The organism is Zymomonas mobilis (assembly GCF_006715975.1).
GTDB lineage: Bacteria > Pseudomonadota > Alphaproteobacteria > Sphingomonadales > Sphingomonadaceae > Zymomonas > Zymomonas mobilis_B.
In genome coordinates this window covers 358,202-383,609 of record NZ_VFOF01000001.1, presented here as the reverse complement: position 1 = coordinate 383,609, position 25,408 = coordinate 358,202, and the positions used below count along the sequence as shown (strand labels likewise).

Annotated in this window: 15 protein-coding genes; 3 read left to right on the top strand and 12 right to left on the bottom strand. The window is 47.9% G+C overall.

The window, feature by feature from the left end; all coding sequences use genetic code 11:
• Positions 1-43 precede the first annotated feature (43 nt).
• From FBY58_RS01625 to FBY58_RS01590, 8 genes are all read right to left on the bottom strand, one after another.
• Complete coding sequence (locus tag FBY58_RS01625; protein WP_141919190.1) at positions 44-1,501, bottom strand: HAMP domain-containing sensor histidine kinase; 1,458 nt, start codon at positions 1,499-1,501, stop codon at positions 44-46.
• A gap of 2 nt (positions 1,502-1,503) precedes the next feature.
• The gene (locus tag FBY58_RS01620; protein WP_141919189.1) at positions 1,504-2,181 is read right to left on the bottom strand and encodes a response regulator transcription factor; all 678 of its coding nucleotides are present in this window, start codon (positions 2,179-2,181) and stop codon (positions 1,504-1,506) included.
• A gap of 220 nt (positions 2,182-2,401) precedes the next feature.
• Complete coding sequence (gene dld, locus FBY58_RS01615; protein ID WP_141919188.1) at positions 2,402-4,126, bottom strand: D-lactate dehydrogenase; 1,725 nt, start codon at positions 4,124-4,126, stop codon at positions 2,402-2,404.
• A gap of 118 nt (positions 4,127-4,244) precedes the next feature.
• A complete protein-coding gene (locus FBY58_RS01610; RefSeq protein WP_141919187.1) occupies positions 4,245-5,426 on the bottom strand; it encodes an HlyD family efflux transporter periplasmic adaptor subunit in 1,182 nt (393 codons plus the stop codon).
• Positions 5,419-7,566, bottom strand: a complete 2,148-nt coding sequence (locus FBY58_RS01605) for a type I secretion system permease/ATPase (RefSeq protein ID WP_141919186.1) — start codon at positions 7,564-7,566, stop codon at positions 5,419-5,421. Before FBY58_RS01605 ends, FBY58_RS01610 begins: the two co-directional genes overlap by 8 nt.
• A complete protein-coding gene (locus tag FBY58_RS01600) occupies positions 7,563-9,032 on the bottom strand; it encodes a TolC family outer membrane protein (RefSeq protein ID WP_260432012.1) in 1,470 nt (489 codons plus the stop codon). Before FBY58_RS01600 ends, FBY58_RS01605 begins: the two co-directional genes overlap by 4 nt.
• Before the next feature lie 7 nt (positions 9,033-9,039).
• Positions 9,040-18,270, bottom strand: a complete 9,231-nt coding sequence (locus FBY58_RS01595; protein ID WP_141919184.1) for an Ig-like domain-containing protein — start codon at positions 18,268-18,270, stop codon at positions 9,040-9,042.
• A gap of 336 nt (positions 18,271-18,606) precedes the next feature.
• A complete protein-coding gene (locus tag FBY58_RS01590) occupies positions 18,607-19,065 on the bottom strand; it encodes a RidA family protein (protein WP_141919183.1) in 459 nt (152 codons plus the stop codon).
• 170 nt (positions 19,066-19,235) lie between these two features.
• On the opposite strand from FBY58_RS01590, the gene FBY58_RS01585 reads away from it, so the two are divergent.
• Positions 19,236-19,598, top strand: a complete 363-nt coding sequence (locus FBY58_RS01585) for a response regulator (protein WP_141919182.1) — start codon at positions 19,236-19,238, stop codon at positions 19,596-19,598.
• Positions 19,599-19,707: 109 nt separating this feature from the next.
• On the opposite strand, the gene rpmG is transcribed toward FBY58_RS01585, so the two are convergent.
• From rpmG to hslV, 3 genes are all read right to left on the bottom strand, one after another.
• Entirely contained in the window at positions 19,708-19,875 is a 168-nt protein-coding gene (gene rpmG, locus FBY58_RS01580) for a 50S ribosomal protein L33 (RefSeq protein ID WP_141919181.1), read from the bottom strand.
• 305 nt (positions 19,876-20,180) lie between these two features.
• Positions 20,181-21,473 carry an ATP-dependent protease ATPase subunit HslU gene (hslU, locus tag FBY58_RS01575; RefSeq protein ID WP_141919180.1) on the bottom strand — a complete coding sequence of 431 codons (1,293 nt, stop codon included), beginning with the start codon at positions 21,471-21,473 and terminating at the stop codon, positions 20,181-20,183.
• Positions 21,474-21,497: 24 nt separating this feature from the next.
• The gene (hslV, locus tag FBY58_RS01570; protein WP_141919179.1) at positions 21,498-22,052 is read right to left on the bottom strand and encodes an ATP-dependent protease subunit HslV; all 555 of its coding nucleotides are present in this window, start codon (positions 22,050-22,052) and stop codon (positions 21,498-21,500) included.
• Positions 22,053-22,586: 534 nt separating this feature from the next.
• Here hslV and FBY58_RS01565 point away from each other — a divergent pair.
• Complete coding sequence (locus FBY58_RS01565; RefSeq protein ID WP_141919178.1) at positions 22,587-22,862, top strand: HU family DNA-binding protein; 276 nt, start codon at positions 22,587-22,589, stop codon at positions 22,860-22,862.
• A 324-nt stretch (positions 22,863-23,186) separates the two neighbouring features.
• Positions 23,187-24,023 carry a TorF family putative porin gene (locus FBY58_RS01560; protein ID WP_141919177.1) on the top strand — a complete coding sequence of 279 codons (837 nt, stop codon included), beginning with the start codon at positions 23,187-23,189 and terminating at the stop codon, positions 24,021-24,023.
• Here the strand turns inward: FBY58_RS01560 and queG are convergent.
• Positions 24,006-25,142 carry a tRNA epoxyqueuosine(34) reductase QueG gene (queG, locus tag FBY58_RS01555; protein WP_141919176.1) on the bottom strand — a complete coding sequence of 379 codons (1,137 nt, stop codon included), beginning with the start codon at positions 25,140-25,142 and terminating at the stop codon, positions 24,006-24,008. The genes FBY58_RS01560 and queG overlap by 18 nt on opposite strands.
• Positions 25,143-25,408: the final 266 nt, after the last annotated feature.

The window sequence follows — 25,408 nt, the reverse complement described above, 5'->3', positions numbered from 1 at the left end:
GAAGAGTCTTTCAATGAAATCTGAAACTGCTCAGAAAAGACGGTTACTTCACCTCGGGCAAAGCCAATCGGACAAACAAGCCCCCTAAATCTTCGCTTTCTTCCAAGGCGACACTACCGCCATAAATTTCAACAACATCTCTAACGATCGCCAAACCTAATCCTGTTCCGGGTTTATCTGTATCCAGACGCGCCCCCCGTTTAAAAAGCTGACCACGCAGATTTTCCGGAATACCTGTGCCATCATCTTCAATCAGGATTTCAATCTGCTTTCCACGCCTTTCAACGGTAACAAAAACGCGCCCTTGGCCATATTTGGCGGCATTTTCAATCAGATTGCCCAAAATTTCATCTAAATCCTGACGCTCTATTCGAACGACAGCATCCTTAACGCCGGTCAAATCAATCGTTGCATGAGGATAAAGTCGGGTAACCGCCCGTTCGACTGCCAATAAAGCTGGCCAAACCTCGGCTTGGCTTTGGGCATTCCCTCGTCTTCCGATAGCCCGCGCCCGCGCCAGATGATGATCGACATGCCGCCGCATCGTCATCACTTCCCGCAGAACGACTTCTTTCAAAGAAGCACTATCGGCATTGGCCTCATTGGTTACCACCGTTAATGGCGTTTTCAACGCATGTGCCAAATTACCAGCATGACGGCGCGCTTCTTCGGCCTGCCGCTCGTTATGGCGTAACAAAGCATTCAATTCTTCAATCAAAGGCGCGACTTCATTCGGCATCCGATTGTGAATACGCGAAGCCTGACCATTACGAACCGCGCTAATTTCGCGCCTTAATTTCCGTAATGGCCATAAACCGATCGTCACCTGCAAAACGGTGATAACGATCAATCCACTACCCAAAATCAAAAAGGCTTTAACAAGGGTATGCCGTAATTTTCTAATTTGATTATCAAGCGATGTGCGAATTTCTGCGACTTGGAACCGCCATAGGACAGAAGAACCGGGCAAACGAACATCGCGTTCCATCACCCGTAAAGGGCCATCGGAAAACTCATCGCTGTCATATGTTCGCACCAACTGCCCTTTCTGCATTGTGCTTACATTCAGCGATCGATCCCAAAGGGATGGCGATGGGAACCGTTCATATCCGCTACCGCTGATTTGGAAATAAAGCCCACTATGCGCTTCTAAAAACCGCTGATCTCCCAAAGGACGGTTCAGCCGAACCGCTCCTTCGGGATCAATCTCGGAAGAGGCAATCATCGCCGCCAAAACATAATCCAGCTGGCTATCAAAATTATCGGTAACCGCTTGGGTCAGCACCCGATCCAACGTCACGCCGCCGCCCGATAACAGGATAAATATCCACAAGGCTGAAATAGCAATCAGACGACGGGTTAACGATCCGGTCGGACGGATCAACGGCTCCTGATCGGCATTTTCTCCGACGGGACGTTCCTGTTCTTCGGCCTGTTTCCGGCGAAAAACACGACTAAAAAGACGACTCCGGCCAGTATTATCGGAACGACCGGAAGTCATAATCAGTCGTGATTCCGATCCTCAGGGTCATTCAGGGCATAGCCCAAACCACGGATAGTCGTAATAACATCCTGCCCTAATTTTTTCCGAATACGGGTGACAAAAACTTCAATGGTATTGGAATCGCGGTCAAAATCCTGATCATAAATATGTTCGATCATTTCGGTGCGACTAACGACTTTACCCTTGTGATGCATCAGATAGGAAAGAAGCTTATATTCCTGCGCGGTCAATTTGACGGGTTCCCCAGCCAAAGTCACCTTGCCGGAACGGGTATCCAAACGAACATCCCCCGCCAGTAATTCCGAAGAAGCATTACCCGAAGCACGCCGGATTAACGCCCTCAAACGGGCAATCAATTCTTCCGTCTGGAAAGGCTTGGTCAAATAATCATCAGCACCAGCATCCAAGCCAGCGACTTTGTCCGACCAACTATCGCGCGCGGTCAAAACCAAAACCGGCATCTCGCGGCCTTCTTTCCGCCAACGATCAAGCACGGTCAAACCGTCAACTTCCGGCAATCCCAGATCAAGGACAACCGCATCATAATTTTCACTAGAACCTAGGAAATGGCCGTCTTCACCATCTGTTGCAAGATCGACGGCATAGCCTGCACCTTCTAAAGTAGTTCGTAACTGACGGCAAAGCGTCGGCTCATCCTCAACGACTAAAACGCGCATACCGTTCTCTTTCTCGCTTCCTTCTTATCGCCCTCTATAGGCTAAACCCGACCATTCCGTTTTGGTTGCATTCTGAAAAAAGGCAACCTGAAAACAACCATTATAGATGTTTTCAGGTCAACAGAACAGCTTCACAAGAACAAAAATAACGGAACAGCTATTTTCTCGAAATCATCCCGAAAGTGTTATTTTGTAAAATATAATATTTATATCAGCTTAACTACCGCCAATAAGCGGCTTTGCTGGTATGCCCGATACCCGGATTAAAAGAGTTCGTCGGGTCTAACTCATGATAATGTTCTTTCAGGCTGTCTTTGGCATAATAAAGGTGACCCACATTATGCTCCGCCGGATATTCAGCATGACGGCCGTCTAAAATCTTCCACATCGCATGCTCAATATCGGCGCAATTTCCGCCTTTTTTGATAATGTAATCCTGATGAAAAACCTGACAAAAGAAATGTCCATAATATAGAATATGGCTAATTTTATCGGTTATTTCCGGCGGCAAATGCTCTTCCCATGCCTTATTATTCCGGGGCAAAGCAATATCGAGGGCAACAATATCCTCGACTTCATCCTGATGCACATCGCGATAACGGATAGCGGCTCCGGCCGCCGCGAAACGATGCAGGAAAGCTTTTTTGCCTTCATCATCACTACATTCAAAATAATTTCCGCTAGCTTTTTGGAAAAATTTTTCCAGAAAATCGCGAGCTTCTTCGGTGCCTTCTTCGGATACTTTCAAGATCAAATGATGCTCATAACGATCACGGAAATTATCCATCCGCTTCGGTAAATGATGCGGAAACAAGGTTGAAGAAAACTGCATCATGCGATCTGCCAGATAGCTAGGCAAAAAGCTGACGCGGTTATTCAAACTATCAAACCAACTTTTAAGGGCGAATAACTTTGGCAAACGGTCGGTGCCCAGATATTCAATCGCTAAAAAGGTATCTTTTCCGTATTTTGCGGCAATATCATAAGCATGGCGATGCATATATTCGCCCGAGATCGGCAAGAATTTAAACGATTTCAAAACCTCTCGTCTAAGCTCGGTCAGTTCATCAGGATCATTGGTGCCAATATAAAAAACCTTGGCATTTTTCTGCTGCGGAAAAGTATCAAGACGAACAGCAAAAACAGCCACTTTTCCGGCACTACCCGAAGATTCATATAAACGCGAAGGATCGGCGTTAAACCGCGCAGGCGTATCAGCTTCAATATCGCGGATATGATGATGATATTCACAATCGGAAGCATGTTTGCTTTCGTCATTGACGATATCCGCTTCCGTATAGTCGCCTTTTTCCAACCGATTTAAAATAGTTTCGGGATCATCACCCAAACGGACGCCCAGATGGTTGACCAGCTCTAATTTACCCTGCTCATTGATACGGGCATAAAGGGTTAACTGCGTATAGGCAGGGCCCCGCTGCATCAACGCGCCGCCGGAATTATTACAGACACCCCCAAAAACCGAAGCGCCAATACAAGACGACCCGATGACTGAATGGGGTTCACGTCCCAAAGGCCTCAGAATATTTTCAAGATCGTATAAGGTTGCACCGGGCAAACAAATAACCTGCTGCCCCTTGTTGACCGGCTTAACGCCCGTAATGCCAATACCGCTTATCAAAACGATATCGCGATCGTAATCATCACCATCCGGCGTTGACCCACCAGTCAATCCGGTATTTGCGGCCTGCATAATAATGATTTTCCCTGCATCAACACAGGCTTCAACCACATGCCACATTTCAACCAAGGAAGAAGGCCGAACAACCGCCAACACCTTGCCGCTGCCAAACCGAAAACCCGTGCAGTAATGATGCATCTGCTCGGGTGAAGTCAGTACGTGATCAGAAATTTGGTGGAGATGATTCAGAAATTGTTGATTTTCTGTTTCATCCCCATGTCGGGCAGAAGAAGGAAGCTGCACCATTATATCGACCTTTTATTTCAAAACCTAATGTATCAACCAATACTCTTAGGCGTGACTTTAAGTTCTGTTGAAATTGAAAATTATCTTTTTATTTATTGATCAAAATAATGATTGGAACTTATCTTTCCCTCAACGCTTCCCGTGCCCGATTAAGCGGCTTAATTAAATACTGAAGCACTGTTTTTGATCCGGTATGAATATCGATTGTTGCGACCATCCCCGGAACAATCGGAAAATTATGACCACTTTTATTGGTCAGATGGTCGGAATCCGTGCGCACCCATACCCGATAATAATAGCTATCCTTCCGGACATCATCTTGCACCGTATCGGGAGAGATCACCGTTACCTTGGCAGGCAATCCACCATAAATCGCATAATCATAAGCGGTCAGCTTAACAGTCGCCCGCTGTCCGGGATGGATAAAGGCAATATCCCGTGGCGATATCCGCGCTTCCACCAAAAGCTGCTCATCCAAAGGCACAATCGTCATCAATCGACCATTCGGCGGAATAACGCCCCCCTTAGTCGTGACCTCGATATCTTTAACGATGCCTCTTACTGGCGAAGTAAAGGTCAAACGATCCAGCATATCCGAACGCCCCCGCGTTACTGATTGCTGGGCTTTGGCCTCGGCTTCCGCCTTTTCAAGATCTTCTCTAGCCTTCACCATATATTGGTTTTGCATATCGTCGGCGCGGGTATCAATTTCGCTCACCTGTCTTTTCAGGCGCAGCACTTCAACGTCACTAGCCGCCCCTCTTGCCACCAATGGCTCGGTCATCGTCAATTCGTTTTTAATCAAAGCCAATTGCTGATGCAGATCGCTCAACCCCATCGACAAACTATTGCGACGGGAATGATAGAGCGCTGTTTCCGACCGGACCAAAGCCGGATAGGCTTTGACGCTATCGGGGAAAACCAGCGGCGTGTTATTCACTTCAGCCCGCAAACGCGCAGCTGTAGCTTCGGCGGCCACGGCTCTTGCTTCCGTTTCTTCAACCGAAGACTGGGTGCGGGTGCGATCAAGCTGCGCCAACATCTGCCCGGCCTGAACAATATCGCCTTCTTTGACATTAAGGCTGACTAAAATCCCGCCCTCCAAAGACTGGATTGTCTGCTCATGTGATGAAGGCACCACTTTTCCGGTTCCGGTCGAAACCTCTTCCAAGGTAAAGAAGGCCGCCCATGCAAAAAAGCACAATAATAACGCGACGATAACCCAGACAATCCGCGCAGGGAGATGCAAAGGGTCGTGATCATCCACCACATTATGGGCAGAAAATCCAAGGTTAGCCATGGGTCAGCCTTTTCAAAACAGCATCCCGATCGCCGTCCATGACGATATGGCCTTGATCGAGAATAATGATACGGTTCACCCAACGCAAAATGCTCTGGCGATGGGTTGCCACAATCAATGTGCGGGTTTTCACCCAAGGGGTAATGTTGTTGATCAGATTATGTTCGGAAACATCGTCAAAATGAGCGGTTGGCTCATCCAGCAACACCACCGAAGGTTCTGATAAAATCAATCTCGCAAAAAGAATGGATTGGCGCTGCCCTCGTGACAACTCGCCACCCCCTTCTTTCAACAGCATATCAAGACCATCGGCCCGCTGATCTAAAATGGCTCTCAACCCGACCATATCCAAAGCAGCAAGGATTTGACTGTCGGTGGCTAATGGCGCCCCCATGGTCAGATTATCCCGCAAACTACCATAAAAAATCTTGGCTTCTTGGGTCATCAAACCGATATCACGCCGCAAATCAGCGGGATCAATCGTTGGCAAAGCTAGACCATCCAACATAATGCGTCCGACCGAAGGCTGATGCAGGCCTGATAACATCCGCAACAAGGTCGATTTACCGGCACCATTTCGCCCTAATAACGCGATTTTTTCACCGGGGCGGATAACCAATTTGGGAATATCGATATCAGGCCGCCCTGATGCTGGATCATGCAAAAAACGGACATTTTCAAATTGATATGCCCCACGGATGGCAGGTACTTGAACTAATTGCGCTTGATCGGCTCTATCTGCAGGACGGCTCATCAGAGAATCCAATCCTTCACGCGCAACCCGCGCCTGCTGGAATCGCAGGAAGAAACCCGCCATCTGTGCCAAAGGCGCAATCATACGAGATGTCAGGATAGAACATCCGACCAAAGCACCGGTGGTCATGGTGCCCTTCATCACCTGAAAACATCCAACCAATAAAATCAGGGCATAAATAATGGTCTGGATTTCCTGACTCCAGGTCACCATCAAGCCGGTATAAAAACGCTGACGCATCGCAATCGAGGCAGCCACCGAATGGACATGATTCCACCGCCGTTCAAAACGGGGTTCGGCGCGCATCAATTTGATATCTTCAAAGCCATCCACCGCTTCAATCAGCAAGGCATTCCGCAACGCAGACTCCCTCATCCCTTGCTGGGATAATCGGGCGAGAGGATATTGCACCAAAATACCGGGGATAACTAACAAAGGCACGGCGGCCAACGCCACCCAGATCAGATTGCCTCCGACCATCCATAGAATGGCTAAAAACAAACAGAAAAACGGCAAATCGGTAATCATGGCGATGCTGGTTGCAGTCATCAATTCGCGGACATGTTCCAATTCCCGCAATTGAGCAATAAAGCTACCGGCAACCTTTGGACGGGCATCATACATCAAACGAATGGCATGACCGAACACATGCTCTGAAATCCGTAAATCTGCCTTTTTCCCAATAACATCCAATAATCGGGTGCGGGCAACCTTTAACAACAGCCCGAAAAAGACCGCCATCATCACGCCAAGAAACAACACCCACAGGGTCGGTTCTGATTGGGCAGGCACAACCCGATCATAAATCTGCATCGAAAACAGGGTAGAAGATAAAGCCAGCAGATTGATAAACAACGAGGCGAGAATAACATCACCAAAACGCCGCCAATCAGCCAAGGCCAAACGGCGAAACCAATGGGGACGATAAGGCTGAATATAGTCATCCACCCGCCCATCCGGTATCGATCGCAAAGGCCGCAAATAAGCAATTTCAACGACATGATCGGCTAACCAGTCGATTTCAACCGGCGTTTCCAGATCACTTTCACCTGAAAAGCGAACGGCTAAATGGCCATCACCATCATTGGCCATAATGCAGCCAATTCGGCCATCATCCCAATGGGCGATAAAAGGTAATGCTACCCCTGACCGAACAGCCCCTTCGGCTTTTTCGCCGCTTTCCAAACGGAATCCCAAACCCAAATGACGCGCCATAACGGCCAAACGTTCATCTTCCGATTGGGCATTATCCCATGACATGATGTTACGAACATGCTCGACCGAAACCGGAAGATTATAATGGCGGGCAATGGCAATCATCGCTTCCAGCCATGCTTCCCACAGAATAGCGGATTGGCGGGTCTCTTTTTGAGACGGCTCACTCATGGCAATATCTCCAATCCCTGAACAACGCTGTGGTCAATGCCGTAAACGGCTCTTCCTCGACCGGATGCCGCGACTTGATCAGCCTCGCTGACCCATAAATCATGCCGTGCATTGATATTTTCGCTGCGTGCCTGATAAATTTCTTGTTCACTATTCAACAGGTCAATCAGGGAACGCGAACCCAGACGATATTGATCGCGATAAAGATCACGCGCTTCAATGATGGTTCTCAAACGGTTTTGAAGGATACCTAAACGGCTTAACGACCCCATCGCCACGGCATGAATAGAACGCAATTTATTATGGGCTTCCAATAAAGCCGTTTGCTCGCGGGCATGGGCAGCATCCACGGCATGATTAGCCGCTTTTAACTGGCTCAAAATACCCGTTCCCTGAAACATCTGGGTCGAAACATTTAAAATAACGCTACCGTAATCCTGCCGCCGATCTGGTGCCGCCGGATAAATAGCCCCGCGCATCGAACGACCGTAATTACCGTCGATAGAAATCGTCGGGAATCGTCCTGCTCGAACAATACCTAATTGCGCTTCTGCTGCCTTAGCTTCGGCCTTAGCCTCCAATGCAGAAGGCAGTAGGTCAGGATTTAAAGAGGCATCAACCGGCGCTTCAGGTTTGAATGGTGGTAAATCACGCGGTTCCGCAATGCAGGTATTTTCAGGTAACGGACGCGTCTCATTCATCAAGGTGCGCAACGTCTCCCTTGATTGCTCCAACATCGACCGCGCTTCGATCAAATTCGCCCGCGCTTGATCTAAACGGGATTCCGCCTGAATGGGGTCAGATCGGGTCGAAATGCCGGCTTTCGCCCGTAATTCCGCCATTTCTTTTACCGCAGACACCGCCTGAAACAGATCCGTCGCGGCCATCATCAATTGCTGGTAACGATGGACGTTAACAATGGCTTCCGCGACATTCTTTGAAACGTCGTCAATAGCGCCCAAAACTTTAGCTTGCTGTCTCGCTGCCAAGGCTCTGGCCTGCATTACCTGATGCGAAACCTTCCCAAAATCATACAGCATCTGCGACGCCGAAGCAGATATATAAGGGCCCAAACCACGCGCCGAAGTCCAAGGGCCACCGCTCGCGCCTGCTTTGAATTGTGGATAGTAACCGGCACGGGCAACCCCTACCCCGCTTTGCTGCTGCCCCAAAGACGCGATCGCATCGGTAATAGACGGATGACCTTCCAACGCACGATGGACGGCCTGATGCAAGGTCAACCACCCATCGGTGACAGCATTTCGGGCAACTTCGTCATGAAGATAAGCTGGCTCGTCATTACAGGCCAAAGTATCTGTTAGACTGGGCAGGCTATCTAATCCCGGCATTTTAGGCACATAATCATCGACAGAAGCCATGACCGGAACCGAAAAAAATCCCGCGACAAGAAAGGCTACCTTTCTCATACGGCGGGATAAATTATCCCGCCCAACCTGTTTTTTCATAATTTTATCAGGCGATAATCATCTGATGGTTACCGATCAGCGTCGCTAAATCGGTCTGGGTATTATCAAGGGTAACCAAGGCGGTCATTTGATGGGTGCCATTCGCTCCATCACGATCGACAGAAACAGTGGTATTGCCATTATGGACACTGGTGCTGACAAACTGATCCAACCCGCTAGAGGCCTTATCCAACACAAATTTATTTTCGGTTACGTCGTAATAGATGTTCGCCGTGCCTTGGTAATCGGCCAGCAAATCCTTGATATTGATAATATCGGCATTCGGGTCGTTGACGGTATTCCCCAAATGGAAATCATTCACCGTATCGCTGCCATTACCCCCGGTATTATCGCTGCCATCCAGCAATTTATACATCAGGGTGTCGTGACCACCTTTACCCAAATTAAAGATATCGTTACCGCCGCCACCTTCGAAATAATCACCCTTACCATCACTGGTAAACGTATCATCATAGGCGGTGCCGATAATCCCTTGGATACCCTGCAAAGTGTCATGATCGCTCGACGTCGAAATAGCCACATTACCGATACCAGAGGCATTCCCCATATTGACGGTAATTGAACTAAGTTCACTGCTATAATCGACAACGTTATGGCCACCGGATGACATCCAGACATAAGCCCCACTGCTGTCATAACCCCAGCCGCCACCGCCAATATAGGTGTTATTACCGGAGCCCGCAAAGAAGGTGTCATCATAGCCTGTGCCGGTAAAGGTGCCGCCGTTCGTATGGGTTTCGGTCGTTTCCCCTGCCAAAACATAGGCATGATTGGCAGCACCGGGGGTCAGATCACTCCAGCTTTTTTCCACATTTTCAACCGAAGTCAACGCAGGCGAAATACCTGTGCTACTACTGCTATCACTGCTGCTCTGGCTGTCAGACACGAAAAGCGCCATGGCTGCAACTTCCGAATTATCACCATAGCTTGATTGGCCACCAATATCATCGGAATGACCACCGCTTGCCCGTACAAGAGCGGCTGAATAATGCTCGTTGGGATCCAAATTATAAAAATTCACAATGGCGGTGGAATCATTGTCCCACATACCTTCTTGCGGATTAATAATTTGGGTTGAAACCAATTTCCCGCTTGAATCGAAAAGCTGAACCGTATTGCCGAAATAACTGTTTATGCCGTTCTGATCCAAAATCTTCAAATGCAAGCTGGTGCCATCGGCCACCGCATTGGTGTTCATGACGGAATAGATATTGGCTTGGGTCGGCTGCCCTATACCATCCGCTTGGGTATCGCTGCCCGATGTGGTGGAATAAAGCAAATCAACCGCGCCATCCCAATTCACATCGACGGCGGAAATACCAGTGATATTGGCTTTCAGGACAGTATTCAACGTCGTCGCGGTAAAGGGGTTAAGGGTGCCACTGCCATCGACACCGTTATTGGTTAACAAAACAATCGGGATATTATTATAATCCTGATTGATCGTTGAACGGATTTCGACAACATCCATTTTACCATCATGGTTCCAGTCAATGGCCGTCGCCGCCGCCCCATGCAGATTATCATCGGCAATAATCGTCGGCGTGCTGCTTAACACCCCGTCATTGTTCATATAGATGCGGCTATCGTCGTCACTACTACCGGTCGGGGTATTACCACCTTGGCTCAAATACAGATCCATTTGACCATTATTGGCAAAATCCGCCCAAACCAAAGATTGTGCGCCCCAAACGCTCGGTAACGCTGATTGTCCGCTTGTTCCCGTTGGCGTGCCGCGACTATTGAAGACGTTATCAAGACTCTGCGTCAAAGCTAACGTGCCGCTCTCATTTTGGATCAGCGCCAAGGCATATTGATTGGTTGAATCGCTATTGGAAATAGTATGGGCGGCAATATCGACATTGCCATCCCCATTCAAATCAACGCCGGATACCTCCCGTTCAAATTTGAAATTCGTCAGCCCCGCCAAACCATTCGCGCCATCTTGCGATAAAACACCATTGGTATTTTTAATAAAGCTACCATTGGTACTGCCATCGGTCGGGCCCCAATTCCCAACGACAAAATCGGTATAACCGTCCCCATCTTTATCATAGGCCATAACCCCACCAGCCGAATTGTTACTGCTGGTTGATCGGGTCAAACTATATCCAGATTGTGATCCAGTCCAAACCGCAACCCCCGTTGTCGCAGCATCAATATAATCAGAAGCTAAAACATCCGCGAACCCATCACGATTGTAATCGGCAATGGTCGATGAATTGATCGTGCTACGATCAGCAGAACTCTGTCCAGTATAGCGCACCAGATACGGTAGCTGCGTCGTGTCCGCCAAAGCATAATTGGTGGAACCCGTCTGGGTCACAAGGGTGGAACGTTGCAAGACAATCAGATTTCCTGAACTGTCAAACGCCGTTGCCATACCGGCGGTATCACGCGCTTCTTGTGGCGGTGCAACGACGGCTTGGAAAGCCGTGTTCAAAGCCGATGTTGTGGGTTCCGTATAGGAAACCGTTTGGGACAGTCGCGAATAATTTCCGGCAGCATTATATTGCACGAGGCCAAGATTATAATGCTGACCAGCTGTCAGAGTAGCCGATAAATGGGCAGTAGTGCCGTTATTACTATCCGTTGCCAAAACTTTATCGATGCCCTGCTCATACACACCGTCATGATTGGTATCATCAATCAAAGCCACCGTCGTATTGCCGTCTTTTGTGACGGTAATACCGGCATCACTCCAAGCAGGCATGGTTAAAATAGGCGGTGCGACCAGATCAACGGTTACATATTTGGACGCGGTGGAAAGAACATTGCCCGCACTATCAAGTGTCCGCAGGGAATAGGTAAAGTTGCTATCATGCGTTTTACCCTCATCCCATGACCATGCACCGTTACTATTCGGTGTTAACGTCGTCCAATTCTGACCATCAGATGAAATCTGTAACACATCGCCGGAACTCGAGCTGGTATCGTCAGATACCGCCAGAGACATCATTAACGCCGGCATCTCAGCCGCCGAATCTGATGCGCCCTCAAGATTGGAATTACCGGATACGACCAATGTATCATCGCGGGTAACAAAATCATTATTCTGGTTCGTCGATACCGCACTTGTCGGTATCGTGTCGGTCGTAATAGCCGTAATAGAAGCCTGATGTAGAGCCAATGACGTAGCCGCAATCTCGGGAACGATATCCAACACCGCACTGCTACCCACATTCCCTGCGGAATCTGTCGCCGAAGCCGTCAATTTCGTTTCCGAGGCAACCGCCTCTGGCAAAGTCAGGCTATAATTTCCATTAGTAACAGCCGCCGTCCCGACAGCATTTCCGGTACTATCAAAAATCGTAACCGAGGTAACTGTTGGATCATCGACCGTGCCAGTCACAGTCTGATTATCGGCTGTTGTAAGCGTCACTACCGGCGCGACATTATCCACAACCGTCGTTGCCGCATTGGAAACATTCCCGACCGGATCAGTACTGGTAACACTGACAGTTGATCCATTGGCCAAGGCCGTATCAGGTTTGATTGACCAATGCCCATCGGCTCCGACCGTCTGGGTGTAATCAGCAACCCCATCCCCATTGGTATCAACCTTTACGACAGTACCCGCTTCACTGGTGCCCGTGATCGTCGCGCCATCGCTACTATTGATCGTTACCGCTGGCGGCGTTGCATCAACACGGGCAGTAACCGTGCTGCTAACATTTCCGGCCACATCGGTCGCCGTTGCTTTGATCGGCGTATTATCAGCGATGTTAAGACCGCTAATCGACCAATGGTTACTACTATCAGCAACAGTCGTTCCCAAAACAGTTTGACCGTCATTACTCAATACATTGACGGTCGCACCCGCTTCAGCAACACCTGAAACCGTTTGTCCATTTGTCGGGTTAATACTGATTAAATCAGGCTTTGTCGTATCAACTGTTAAATCAATCACATTACTGTAAACATGATATCCCGTCACAGCCCGATAGAGATAATGCCCATCAGGAATATTATTTTGAACCGCGCTCGTATCAGTCCATGTATCGCCATTATCAGTAGACACTTGATAGCTCGGGGTTACCCCGTTCGCAGCCTTATCGAGACTAAGGCTAAAGCTATTATCTTGACTGATATAGTCGGTCGCCGATGATCCGGTATCCGTATAATCCTGTAAGTTTAACTGACGGGTATCAAAAAGAACAATACCCGTAACTGCTCCCACACCATTGATCACATTTTCATTAACTGTGAGGCTGTTGATACCTGTATCATCCTTTGTCGGAGACACGACCACTTGATAATAAGAACTTAAATATGGATTACTGCTATTATCAATAAAGGTGAGGCTTTTCAGGTCTCCATTTTGGACGGTAAGGTCGTTGGCAGAAAGCGTTTGGCTTTGATCTGTAAATGCCACAGAATAAGTAATATCGCTGGTAGCGGTTAATCCATCCTGATCACTAATGATGCGTACGGGAGAGTCACTCAGCATAAAAAAATTGACAGAACATCGGCTATCAACAACCGTCGGGTTTCCATTAAGATCCTGCACAGAACCAACAGGGATATCTGCGATCAGGGTGCCACCTGAATTTTTATCTGGCGTAACCGTTAAGGTATAGCTTAGCGGATTACTGCTATCCTGTACGAAGCTCCCCTTTGTTCCGCCATAAACGTTAATACTATCTGCGGAAAAATTCTTAAGGGGTTCTGACAGGGTAAATACATAAGTAACATCACCCTCGGTGGTGGTATCGTTACCATTAGGACTCGTAACAGTAATCGTAGGCGGCATTGTATCAAAAGGAACGCTATCCGTCGCCGCACTGCTTGTTGCTGATCCCGACAAATCATGGAGACTACCGGCCGGTATTGTTGCCGTTACTGTTCCGTTTTGTCCGGCATCCGGCGTTACCACCATATGATAGACTAAAGGATTACTGCTATCTTGCGTTAAGGCGCCTTTTGAACCACCACTAACCGTCACACTATCAGCTGTAAAATCACTTACCGGTTTCGATAACGTAAACGTATAAGTGACAGGGCCTATAGCCGTTTTCCCATCGCTATCACTCGTTACATCAACCGTTGGGGCGACGTCTGGAATTGCACTATAGGCAACACTGTCTGACGCATCTGAACTCGTTGGATTACCCGCCAGATCATGGAGGCTGCCAGCCGGCAATGTCGCCGTAATCGTGCTACCCGAACCATCGGGCGTTACCACCATGTGATAGACTAGAGGATTACTCGAATCCTGAACTAACGTGCCCTTTGTCCCTCCACTGACCGTCACACTGTCAGCCGTGAGATCACTCACAGGTTCCGACAATGTGAACGTATAGGTCACTGGACCTGTCGCTGTCGCACCATCACTATCGCTTGTAATCGTCAGTGCTGGCGGTATCGTGTCATAAAGCACACTGTCAGTTGTATCGCTGAGCGTGGGATTGCCTGCCAAATCATGCAAACTGCCAGCCGGCAATGTCGCCGTTATTGTGCCAGAGCTATTGGCGTCAGGTGTAACTTCAATTGCATAGAAAAGAGGATTGTCAGGAAAGCTAATCAGCGATCCCTTAGTTCCACCGGTAACGTTGATACTGTCGGCACTAAAATCGCTTACAGGCTCGGATAAAGTGAAACCAAAAGTAACGGCATCATTCGTGGCGGTCGTATTATCGTGGGTGCTAGAAATTGTAACACTCGGATTACCAGCAGGCGTCGTGTCATAAGACACCGTATCCGTCGCATCTGAACTCGTTGGATTACCCGCCAGATCATGGAGGCTGCCAGCTGGCAATGTCGCCGTTACCGTCCCGCCCTTACCGGGCTCTGGCGTCACCACCATATGATAGACCAGAGGATTGCTCGGGTCTTGAACCAGCTCGCCCTTTGTTCCACCGCTGACATTGACACTGTCAGCCGTCAGATCACTCACGGGTTCCGACAGCGTAAACGTATAGGTTACCGGACCTGTCGCTGTCGCACCGTCGCTGTCACTCGTCACCGTCGCAACAGGATTACCAGCTGGCGTCGTGTCATAAGACACCGTATCCGTCGCATCCGAACTCGTCGGATTACCGGCCAGATCATGGAGGCTGCCAGCTGGCAATGTCGCCGTTACCGTTCCGCCTTTACCGGCGTCTGGCGTCACCACCATATGATAGACCAGAGGATTACTCGGGTCTTGAACCAGCTCGCCCTTTGTTCCACCGCTGACATTGACACGGTCAGCCGTCAGATCACTTACGGGTTCCGACAATGTAAACGTATAGGTCACGGGACCTGTTGCTGTGGCACCGTCGCTGTCACTCGTCACCGTCGCAACAGGATTACCAGCCGGTGTCGTGTCATAAGACACCGTATCCGTTGCATCTGAACTTGTCGGATTACCTGCAAGGTCGTGGAGGCTGCCAGCTGGCAATGTCGCCGTTACCGTTCCGCCTTTACCGGCGTCTGGTGTTACCACCATATGATAGACCAGAGGATTACTCGGGTCTTGAACCAGCTCGCCCTTTGTCCCACCGCTCACATTAACACTATCCGCCGTCAGATCACTCACGGGTTCCGACAGCGTAAACGTATAGGTTACGGGACCTGTCGCTGTCGAACCGTCGCTGTCACTCGTCACCGCGACAACAGGATTACCTGCTAGCGTTGTGTCATAAGACACCGTATCCGTCGCATCCGAACTCGTCGGATTACCTGCCAGATCATGGAGGCTGCCAGCCGGTAATGTCGCCGTTACCGTTCCGCCCTTACCGGCATCTGGCGTCACCACCATATGATAGACTAGAGGATTACTCGGGTCTTGAACCAGCTCGCCCTTTGTCCCACCGCTCACATTGACACTGTCGGCCGTCAGATCACTCACGGGTTCCGACAACGTAAACGTATAGGTTACGGGACCTGTTGCTGTTGCACCATCGCTGTCACTCGTCACCGTCGCAACAGGATTACCAGCCGGTGTCGTGTCATAAGACACCGTATCCGTTGCATCTGAACTTGTCGGATTACCTGCAAGGTCGTGGAGGCTGCCAGCTGGCAATGTCGCCGTTACCGTTCCGCCTTTACCGGCATCTGGCGTCACCACCATATGATAGACCAGAGGATTACTCGGGTCTTGAACCAGCTCGCCCTTTGTTCCACCACTGACCGTCACGCTATCAGCGGTCAGATCACTCACAGCTTCCAACAATGTAAACGTATAGGTCACCGGACCTGTCGCTGTCGCACCGTCGCTGTCACTCGTCACCGTGACAATAGGATTACCAGCCGGTGTCGTGTCATAAGACACCGTATCCGTCGCATCTGAACTCGTTGGATTACCCGCCAGATCATGGAGGCTGCCAGCTGGCAAGGTCACCGTTACCGCTCCGCCTTTACCGGCGTCTGGCGTCACCACCATATGATAGACCAGAGGATTACTTGGGTCTTGAACTAACGCACCCTTTGAGCCACCGCTCACATTGACACTGTCGGCCGTCAGATCACTCACGGGCTCCGACAGCGTAAACGTATAGGTCACTGGACCTGTTGCTGTTGCACCATCGCTGTCACTCGTCACCGTCGCAACAGGATTACCAGCCGGTGTCGTGTCATAAGACACCGTATCCGTTGCATCTGAACTTGTCGGATTACCTGCAAGGTCGTGGAGGCTGCCAGCTGGCAAGGTCGCCGTTACCGTTCCGCCTTTACCGGCATCTGGCGTTACCACCATATGATAGACCAGAGGATTACTCGGGTCTTGAACCAGCTCGCCCTTTGTTCCACCACTGACCGTCACGCTATCAGCGGTCAGATCACTCACAGCTTCCGACAATGTAAACGTATAGGTCACCGGACCTGTCGCTGTCGCACCGTCGCTGTCACTCGTCACCGTGACAATAGGATTACCAGCCGGTGTCGTGTCATAAGACACCGTATCCGTCGCATCTGAACTCGTTGGATTACCCGCCAGATCATGGAGGCTGCCAGCTGGCAAGGTCACCGTTACCGCTCCGCCTTTACCGGCGTCTGGCGTCACCACCATATGATAGACCAGAGGATTACTTGGGTCTTGAACTAACGCACCCTTTGAGCCACCGCTCACATTGACACTGTCGGCCGTCAGATCACTCACGGGCTCCGACAGCGTAAACGTATAGGTCACTGGACCTGTTACTGTTGCACCATCGCTGTCACTCGTCACCGTCGCAACAGGATTACCAGCCGGTGTCGTGTCATAGGATACGGGTGTTGCAACAGCATCCGTAGTCGTTGTATTTCCAGATAAATCGTGAACAGTTCCGGCAGGCACAACAACAGAAATAGTACCGCCTTTACCGGCATCTGGCGTCACTACCATGTGGTAAACTAGAGGGTTACTCGGGTCTTGAACTAGCTCACCCTTTGTCCCACCTGTGACAGTCACACTATTAGCGGTAAAATCTTTGGACGCTTCAGAAAGGGTGAAGGTATACGTAACAGGACCCGTTACAGTCTGAGTTGCATCACTACTGATACCGACCGAAGGCGGTATATCTGTATAGTCGTGCGTGACAGGATTGCTGACATTTGCGCTAGAGCTATCGGAAGACGTAACCGCAATTTGCCCCTCTTTTTGGGGCACAGAAGAAGTCGCCTGATAATCACCCGTTTTACTATCTGCCGTTACCTTTGTGACAGATCCATCTGGGAAAGTAACATTAACTTCTTGACCTGGTTTTGCGGTACCTTTGACAATTACCTCACCCGTTGTTGGATCCGTCGTAACGCTATCAACTGAAGGTACAGAGAGGGTGGTACCATCATTATCCTTGTGGCTATGGCCGCCTGTTAAAGCTGCAGCAGCCCCGCCAGCCGCACCAGCTCCCAATATACCCGCCAGAAGCGGAACCAAAAGCCCGCTGTCATGATAAATTAGTAACGGTTTAATCGTTTCGACCTGACTATAACCGACGTCTGAACCGGCTAAAGTAGGATGTGACGCATCCGGCATTTCGGCATGCCACCAAGCTTCCTTCTGATCCTCGTCTCGCAAGACAAGATCACTGTGAAGATGCTTATCATCATCGACAAAAAAGTTATCAAACTGATACTGACGACCATCATTCAACTGAACAAGAAGCGTATTTCCTTGTCTTAAAAGAGAATGCACCTGTGAACGGTAAGCATTCAACTGAACAACTGAAGGATGTTGTAGGGAAATACGATTTTCTTCAGTAGAAAACGCTTTATGATTACCACGTTTTTTAGTGATCGTCAGGCTAGAGGTCATAAATATACCCGCATCAGATTTTAGATTTATAAAAAGCAAAGAAAAAAAGGATATTAATCCTCAATATCCGAGCGTTTATCTCGCAAATCTTAAGGTATATTTTATGTAAACTTATACAAATTGTAATAAATTCATTATGCTTTATAATAAAAAAACTACTATAATGAATATAATATAGAAAATATTATTTATTATTTACAAAGGGTTATCAGGGTTTACATCAAAATTATCTCTAATGTCATATTCAAATTAGACATATTAGAATTTTACAAACTCAAATATAAAAAAGGCAGACGGGATTATACACATCCGGCCTGCCTGATTTAAATTCGTTTACTATGAGCGAACAGCGACTACCGCATCAATTTCGACGGGAGCATTCAAAGGCAGAACGGCAACCCCGACAGCACTACGTGCATGAACACCGGCATCACCGAAGACTTTTGCTAAAAGTTCAGATGCGCCATTAACGACCTGAGCCTGCCGCGTAAAAGAAGGTGCCGAGTTAACAAAAGCATTCAGCTTTACAATTTTTTCAACTCGATCAAGGCTGGTAAGCGCAGCTTTCATCTGAGCCATAAGCATAATGGCACAGCGTTCAGCGGCTCGGAATCCGTACGCTTCATCACGATCTTCACCTAAACGGCCTGTCATTAACTGGCCTTCAAGAAAAGGAAGCTGTCCAGAAATATGGAGCAAATTACCGGCCAAAACCGTGGGAGCATAAGCTGCAACTGGGGCGGCCGCTTCGGGGAGAAGAATGCCAAGTTCGGCAAGTCTGGTATCAATAGTCATAAGACAGATTTTTGTCCTACAACACATAAAGGTCAAGCCCAGAAAGCACAGTTTATTTAAAAACAAACCGCTTTTATTCGACGACCGAACAGATAAATAAAAATAATTAGATAGGATAAGTTTTTCCGGTCTAACTATTTGCTGTAATTATAAAGGGATGGATAGAGATAATGGCTTCGCGCATTTTGATCGTCGAGGATAACGAATTAAATCTAAAGCTTTTTTGCGATTTGTTGCGCGCGCATCATTTTGAAGTCGAGCCAGTGAGAGATGGACGAGGCATGATAAAACGCGCCCATGATTTTATGCCTGATCTCATTATCATGGATATCCAACTTCCGCACGTCAGCGGATTGGAGCTGATAAGTCAAATTCGAAAGACAGAAGAATTATGCCATATACCGATTATGGCAGTCACCGCTTATGCCGCTCCTGAGGATGAACAAAAAATCCGTCAAGCGGGGGCAACCAGCTATATAGCAAAGCCGATTTCGGTCATTCGCTTTCTGGAAGCCGTCAAAGCGCTTATGTAAAAAGCAGAAAACCGGCCTACCCTGCAAACTAAAAAGCAGCTTACTGCAGAATAGCTGCCATAAGGCAAGTCCGGTTTATCTGGAAAAATTCAAAAAGAAGCGAGCAGAATTATTTAATTTTGGCTTCTTTGAAATCGACATGCTTCCGGACAACCGGATCATATTTACGGAGGCTCATTTTTTCCGTCTGGTTTCTCGGATTTTTACGGGTAACATAAAAAAATCCGGTATCTGCGGAACTGACGAGACGAATCTTAACTGTAGTCGGCTTAGCCATAGTGAAACCTTTTGCACCTAATTCTAGAAAAAAATGCCTAATCGCATCAGGCGCCAGACATAGCTGCCGATCACCTGTAAAGGTGGCTTACTGCCCCTAAAAGCAGGAAAAAGTCAAGGGCTATCTAGTTTTTATAGCCGATCAAAGGCAATAGACCGTTATTATGTCGCCAAAATGTCTAAAACACCACAGGCAACAAACAGCAAAACAGCTATTTTGACGAAATTGACAGAACAAGCAATAGACCGAAAATCGTAAAAAGAGGAACTCACTTTAACAAAAGAGAGTCCCTCACAAAAAATATACTAAAGAATATATTTGCTCAAATCAGAATTTTTAGCAATGCCGGACAATCTTTCATCGACATATTTCTTGTCTATCTTGATTTCGTCGCCATGCATATCTTCTGCATTAAAGCTTATTTCTTCCAACAGCTTTTCCATAACTGTGGACAAGCGACGAGCGCCAATATTTTCAACTTCGCTATTCACTTCAGCAGCAATATGCGCCAACTGACGGATACCATCTTCTTCAAAATGAAGAACAACATTCTCGGTGCCAATCAGCGCCCGATACTGTTCGACTAATGAAGCACGCGTGGACGAAAGAATGCGGATAAAATCCTCTTCCGTCAAAGCCGATAATTCAACACGGATCGGCAAACGCCCTTGCAATTCAGGCAAAAGATCAGATGGTTTAGCCACATGAAAAGCGCCAGAAGCAATAAACAGAACATGATCCGTTTTCATTGAACCATATTTTGTCGCAACCGTTGTGCCTTCCAGCAAAGGCAAAAGATCGCGCTGAACCCCTTCACGGGAGACAGAGCCACCACGCACATCGCTCACGGCGATTTTATCGACCTCATCCAAAAAGACGATCCCATTGGCTTCGGCATTGGATAATGCCACCCGACCAATTTCATCTTTATCGAGACGACGGTCAGCTTCCTCATCAATCAAACGACGCCAAGCCTGCCGAACAGGTAAGCGCTGACGTTTTGTCCGATGGCCTTTGCCGAGCATGTCACCAAGGCTAATCATGCCAACCTGACCGCCCATACCTGGAATTTCAACCGGCGTAGAAGGCGCTTCTTCTAATTCCAGCTCGACTTCACGGTCATCAAGATGACCATCAACAAAGCGCTGGCGGAAAGTTTCACGGGTTGCTTCGCTAGCATCTTTGCCAACCAAGGCTTCTAAAAGGCGCTCCATCGCGGCCTGTTCCGCTTTTTCTTTTACCAAAACGCGCTGTTTTTCACGCTCCAAGCGAACGGCTTCTTCAACCAGATCGCGGCCGATCTGTTCGACATCCCGCCCGACATAACCCACTTCAGTAAATTTGGTCGCTTCAACCTTGATAAACGGCGCATTGGCTAATTTTGCCAAACGGCGACTTATCTCGGTTTTACCGCAACCCGTGGGGCCAATCATCAAAATATTCTTTGGATTGACTTCGTCTTTCAGATGCTCAGGCAAACGCTGCCGCCGCCAACGGTTTCGCATCGCAACAGCAACCGCACGTTTGGCTTCTTTTTGTCCGACAATATGATTATCCAAAGCCGCAACAATGGCTTTAGGCGTAAGGGCTTCAGTCATAAATTTTTTCCAGCAGCAAGAAAATTAAACTCGGCTATCAAGGGTCTCGATTGTAACCTGATCATTGGTAAAGACACAGATATCAGCAGCAACAGCCAAAGCCTTACGGGCAATGACTTCTGCATCTTCTTCATAATCAACAAGCGCGCGGGCGGCGGATAATGCGAAATTCCCCCCTGATCCAATAGCGGCAATGCCACCAACAGGCTCTAACACGTCGCCGTTACCGGTCAAAACCAACGTTACCTGATCATCAGCAACAATCATTAAGGCTTCAAGGTTACGGAGATATTTATCCGTGCGCCAATCCTTAGCCAACTCAACCGCGGCTCGCAGCAGCTGACCATTATGCCGCTCCAATTTCGATTCCAGCCGTTCGAATAATGTAAAAGCATCTGCGGTGGCGCCCGCAAAGCCACCGATAACGGAGCCATCACCTAAGCGGCGTACTTTTCGGGCATTCGGCTTCATTACCGTGTTGCCCATGGAAACCTGACCATCACCGGCAATAACAACGCGTCCATTCCGCCGGACGGAAAGAATCGTTGTGCCATGCCAGCCTATTTTATCTTCACTCATCGCCCAATCCCTTGAAGACTTACTTTTAGAAGGCAATATGGGGAGATAATAACAAATCGCAATCGTTACGGGCTTAGTTAAAAGAGTTTAACATTAAGAAATATTCCTAATTTCAGCCAAACGCTCCGCTTTGGCAGATAGGTAGACAAGGATAGATTCCTGTCCATTTGCCCATCCCGAGACAGAATCAGTCTATTCTCGCACAGATCGAAAAAATGGCTTAAAAATCACGCTTTCAGATAAAAACATGAATGAATTGTAAAATTTTCGGCAAAAATTCATTTTTTCTTGCAGCATCCGAGCAATAAGCGCTTTGGGCAATATTGCCATTTTTGTCAGGGAATATAAGAGTCACCTGCTTAAGACGCTGCGGTCCCCGCTCGTCTAGTTGCTAACAGGAAAGACAGGATGCCGGAATTAAGATTATAGACAAGGCTCCGATCTTCCTTAATTTAGCGACCACCGCCGGGATTCATTTTTGACAGAAATGGATCTTAAAAATTTTTCTATTTATTAATGCCATAGGATCACGACATGAACAGCAACGATCTGGTTGACCGGATTGCTTCCGGCCAAGGCCTCACCAAAACGGACGCCAAGAAGCTTGTAGATGCCGTTTTTTCTACCATTGTTGACGCTGCTGTCGCTGGAGAAGAAATTGCCCTGAATGGCTTTGGCAAATTCAAGGTAAAGCATAGTGCCGCTCGTAAAGGCCACAATCCGGCAACTTTACAGGAAATTGAAATTCCGGCTTCAAACCGTCTGACCTTTACTTCAGCCAAGGCTGTTAAAGATAGCTTGAACGCTTAATTTTCTGAACTCATGACCAATTGGCGCGGTAGCAAACTACTGCGCCAATTTTTTATAGAAATACCAAAACCATTCCTTCATTATTTTTCTCTAAAAATGAGAAAACATCAAAAAACAAATCTGAAAAATTCAACAAGACAACATCAAATCATCTTCTTGCTTATGCTAGGCATAGGAATTTTTGATATTTCCTCTTATTTTTACATAGAAAATATTAAGTAAGCGGCAATTTAAAGCCATTATTTTTTGGGACATATTCCCATTTACCGCTATATTCGCTCCAATCCTTTGCTCTCTGACCTTTCAATCCGGAAAATACATTAAATGCGGCATCTGCTTTCCTCTTCTTGTTTTATCATAGCTTGTGCTTCTGCCTTTTCGCCGGCGAATGCCGGTATTACTGACCCGCCCTCTTCTCCGTTTACCGTATCAGGTAATCTCAGCCTCTTCTCTGACTACCGTTTTCGTGGCCTGTCACGCAGCAATAATCATCCTGCGGTGCAAGGCAGCGTCACGATAGCCCATAGAAGCGGTTTTTATGTTGGAGCATGGAGTTCCAATTTGGCCGGATGGGGCAAAATGGGCGACAGTAAAATGGAACTGGATGTGTTTGGCGGCTACCGTCATACAGTTGGGGCATTTACGGTTGATGGTGGGGCAATCGGCTATATCTATCCAGCCGGAGGCGGCGGAACTAAAAACAACTATTTTGAAATTTACGGCAGCGCCAGTGCCTTGGTAGGCCCCTTCACCGGAAAGCTTGGCTTTAACGTGGCGCCACCCCAACATGCTTTAGGACGCTATGATCCAGATTCACTTTCGAAACATGGCGACCACAGCAATGTCTATGCCTATGGTGAAACTGACTTTGCTATTCCGCGCACGGCAGCCGCTTTGCACGGGCATGTAGGTCATACCAGTGGAGAAGCCGGTTTTGGGCCCAATTTTGTTAGCTTATCTCCAACAGGCGGTTATTGGGATTGGAAGATTGGCGCAGACTACACCTTCGTTAAACACGTAAAAGTCGGCGTCTGGTGGTCAGATACCAATATCGACAACAAAAAATTCAAATCGATATGGTCGTCGACGGATAAAGGCTTAGGCCGCAACGGCTCGATAGCGGGCAGCGCAGCAATATTCTCTTTAACCCTCCTCCTCTAACCTCCATTCATCTTGCACCTCTTTTTCAGATTCCTGAAGAACAGCTTGAGGTGCCATAACTTTAAAAAGCGCAGGGTCTAACTGTCGCAAAGCCCAAATAGCAGCGGCACGTACGATAAGAGCTGGATCATGTAACAGCGGCATAACGACTTTTAATAAAGACGATTGGCCGCTGTTACCCGCAGCAATCAGACAATTTCGAATAAAGCGGTCACGCCCAATTCGCTTCACAGGAGATGCTGAAAAAACCTGCCGAAAAGACGTATCGTCCAACATTAACAAGTCTTTTAATTCTGGTGCCGCCAATTCAGCCCTCGGCCAGAAAGCGGGATGGGCTTCATCGGGTTTGGCAAACTTATTCCAAGGGCATATTCCAAGGCAATCATCGCAACCATAAATATGGTTCCCGATAGCCCGACGAAAAACAGTTGGAATAATGCCTTTATATTCAATCGTTAGATAAGAAATGCATTTTCGGGCGTCTACACTTCCCGCGACAGAAATCGCCCCAGTCGGACATATATCTTGGCAGGATTGACAAGAACCACAGCCCCCCTTTGCCTTTTGATCAGCCTCAAACGGTAGCGTCGTATAAATAGCCCCTAAAAAAAGCCAGTTTCCATAACGCCTATTAATGACATTGCTATGTTTTCCCTGCCATCCAAGACCAGCGGAAACCGCAAGATTTTTTTCCATCACAGGGGCAGTATCAACAAATACTTTGACGCCACAGCCACTATTCTGAACCAGCCAACGCGCTAAATTTTTCAAGGCTTTCTTTACAACATCATGATAATCACGCCCTTGTGCATAGACCGATATCCGACCAATTTCTGGTTTCTCTGCAAGAGCCAAAGGATTACAAGCGGGGGCATAATTCATTCCCAGCATGATAACCGAACGGACATCAGGCCACAGCTTTTTAGGATCGCTACGCAATTCTGCTCGATCTGCCATCCATAACATGTCGCCATGCATGCCATCAGCTAACCATTGATGAAATCGCGTCCTTGCGCCCTCTGCAATTTCGGCAAGGCTAATCCCAAAAGTTGCAAAACCAAGCTGATAGGCTTGTTCTTCTAAAGCTATGCGCAGAGATTTTAATTGATCAACATCCATAGATAAAAAACGCTCGTATTTTCAAAAATGAAAATTTCTTCTTCAAAAAATTATGGTATTTAATTTTAAATGCAGGATTAAATGATGCGTATAGCCCATAAATATGCAGCATTTTATTATGACAATTCCTGAAAAATCTCTATTTTCATTGGTTCAAAAGTATCGAGTAATCTTCGGAAAGCTATCTCAGTCAGCTGTCTAATAAGGCCAAAAATTACTCGTTTTATCAGCGAAAAAAGATCATTACAGAACGACATTTCTATCGC

What these genes read in the sequence shown, in the direction of transcription:
- FBY58_RS01625 (WP_141919190.1), bottom strand. Translation starts at nt 1,501, where the DNA reads ATGACTTCCGGTCGTTCCGATAATACTGGCCGGAGTCGTCTTTTTAGT.
- FBY58_RS01620 (WP_141919189.1), bottom strand. Translation starts at nt 2,181, where the DNA reads ATGCGCGTTTTAGTCGTTGAGGATGAGCCGACGCTTTGCCGTCAGTTA.
- dld (WP_141919188.1), bottom strand. Translation starts at nt 4,126, where the DNA reads ATGGTGCAGCTTCCTTCTTCTGCCCGACATGGGGATGAAACAGAAAAT.
- FBY58_RS01610 (WP_141919187.1), bottom strand. Translation starts at nt 5,426, where the DNA reads ATGGCTAACCTTGGATTTTCTGCCCATAATGTGGTGGATGATCACGAC.
- FBY58_RS01605 (WP_141919186.1), bottom strand. Translation starts at nt 7,566, where the DNA reads ATGAGTGAGCCGTCTCAAAAAGAGACCCGCCAATCCGCTATTCTGTGG.
- FBY58_RS01600 (WP_260432012.1), bottom strand. Translation starts at nt 9,032, where the DNA reads ATGAAAAAACAGGTTGGGCGGGATAATTTATCCCGCCGTATGAGAAAG.
- FBY58_RS01595 (WP_141919184.1), bottom strand. Translation starts at nt 18,270, where the DNA reads ATGACCTCTAGCCTGACGATCACTAAAAAACGTGGTAATCATAAAGCG.
- FBY58_RS01590 (WP_141919183.1), bottom strand. Translation starts at nt 19,065, where the DNA reads ATGACTATTGATACCAGACTTGCCGAACTTGGCATTCTTCTCCCCGAA.
- FBY58_RS01585 (WP_141919182.1), top strand. Translation starts at nt 19,236, where the DNA reads ATGGCTTCGCGCATTTTGATCGTCGAGGATAACGAATTAAATCTAAAG.
- rpmG (WP_141919181.1), bottom strand. Translation starts at nt 19,875, where the DNA reads ATGGCTAAGCCGACTACAGTTAAGATTCGTCTCGTCAGTTCCGCAGAT.
- hslU (WP_141919180.1), bottom strand. Translation starts at nt 21,473, where the DNA reads ATGACTGAAGCCCTTACGCCTAAAGCCATTGTTGCGGCTTTGGATAAT.
- hslV (WP_141919179.1), bottom strand. Translation starts at nt 22,052, where the DNA reads ATGAGTGAAGATAAAATAGGCTGGCATGGCACAACGATTCTTTCCGTC.
- FBY58_RS01565 (WP_141919178.1), top strand. Translation starts at nt 22,587, where the DNA reads ATGAACAGCAACGATCTGGTTGACCGGATTGCTTCCGGCCAAGGCCTC.
- FBY58_RS01560 (WP_141919177.1), top strand. Translation starts at nt 23,187, where the DNA reads ATGCGGCATCTGCTTTCCTCTTCTTGTTTTATCATAGCTTGTGCTTCT.
- queG (WP_141919176.1), bottom strand. Translation starts at nt 25,142, where the DNA reads ATGGATGTTGATCAATTAAAATCTCTGCGCATAGCTTTAGAAGAACAA.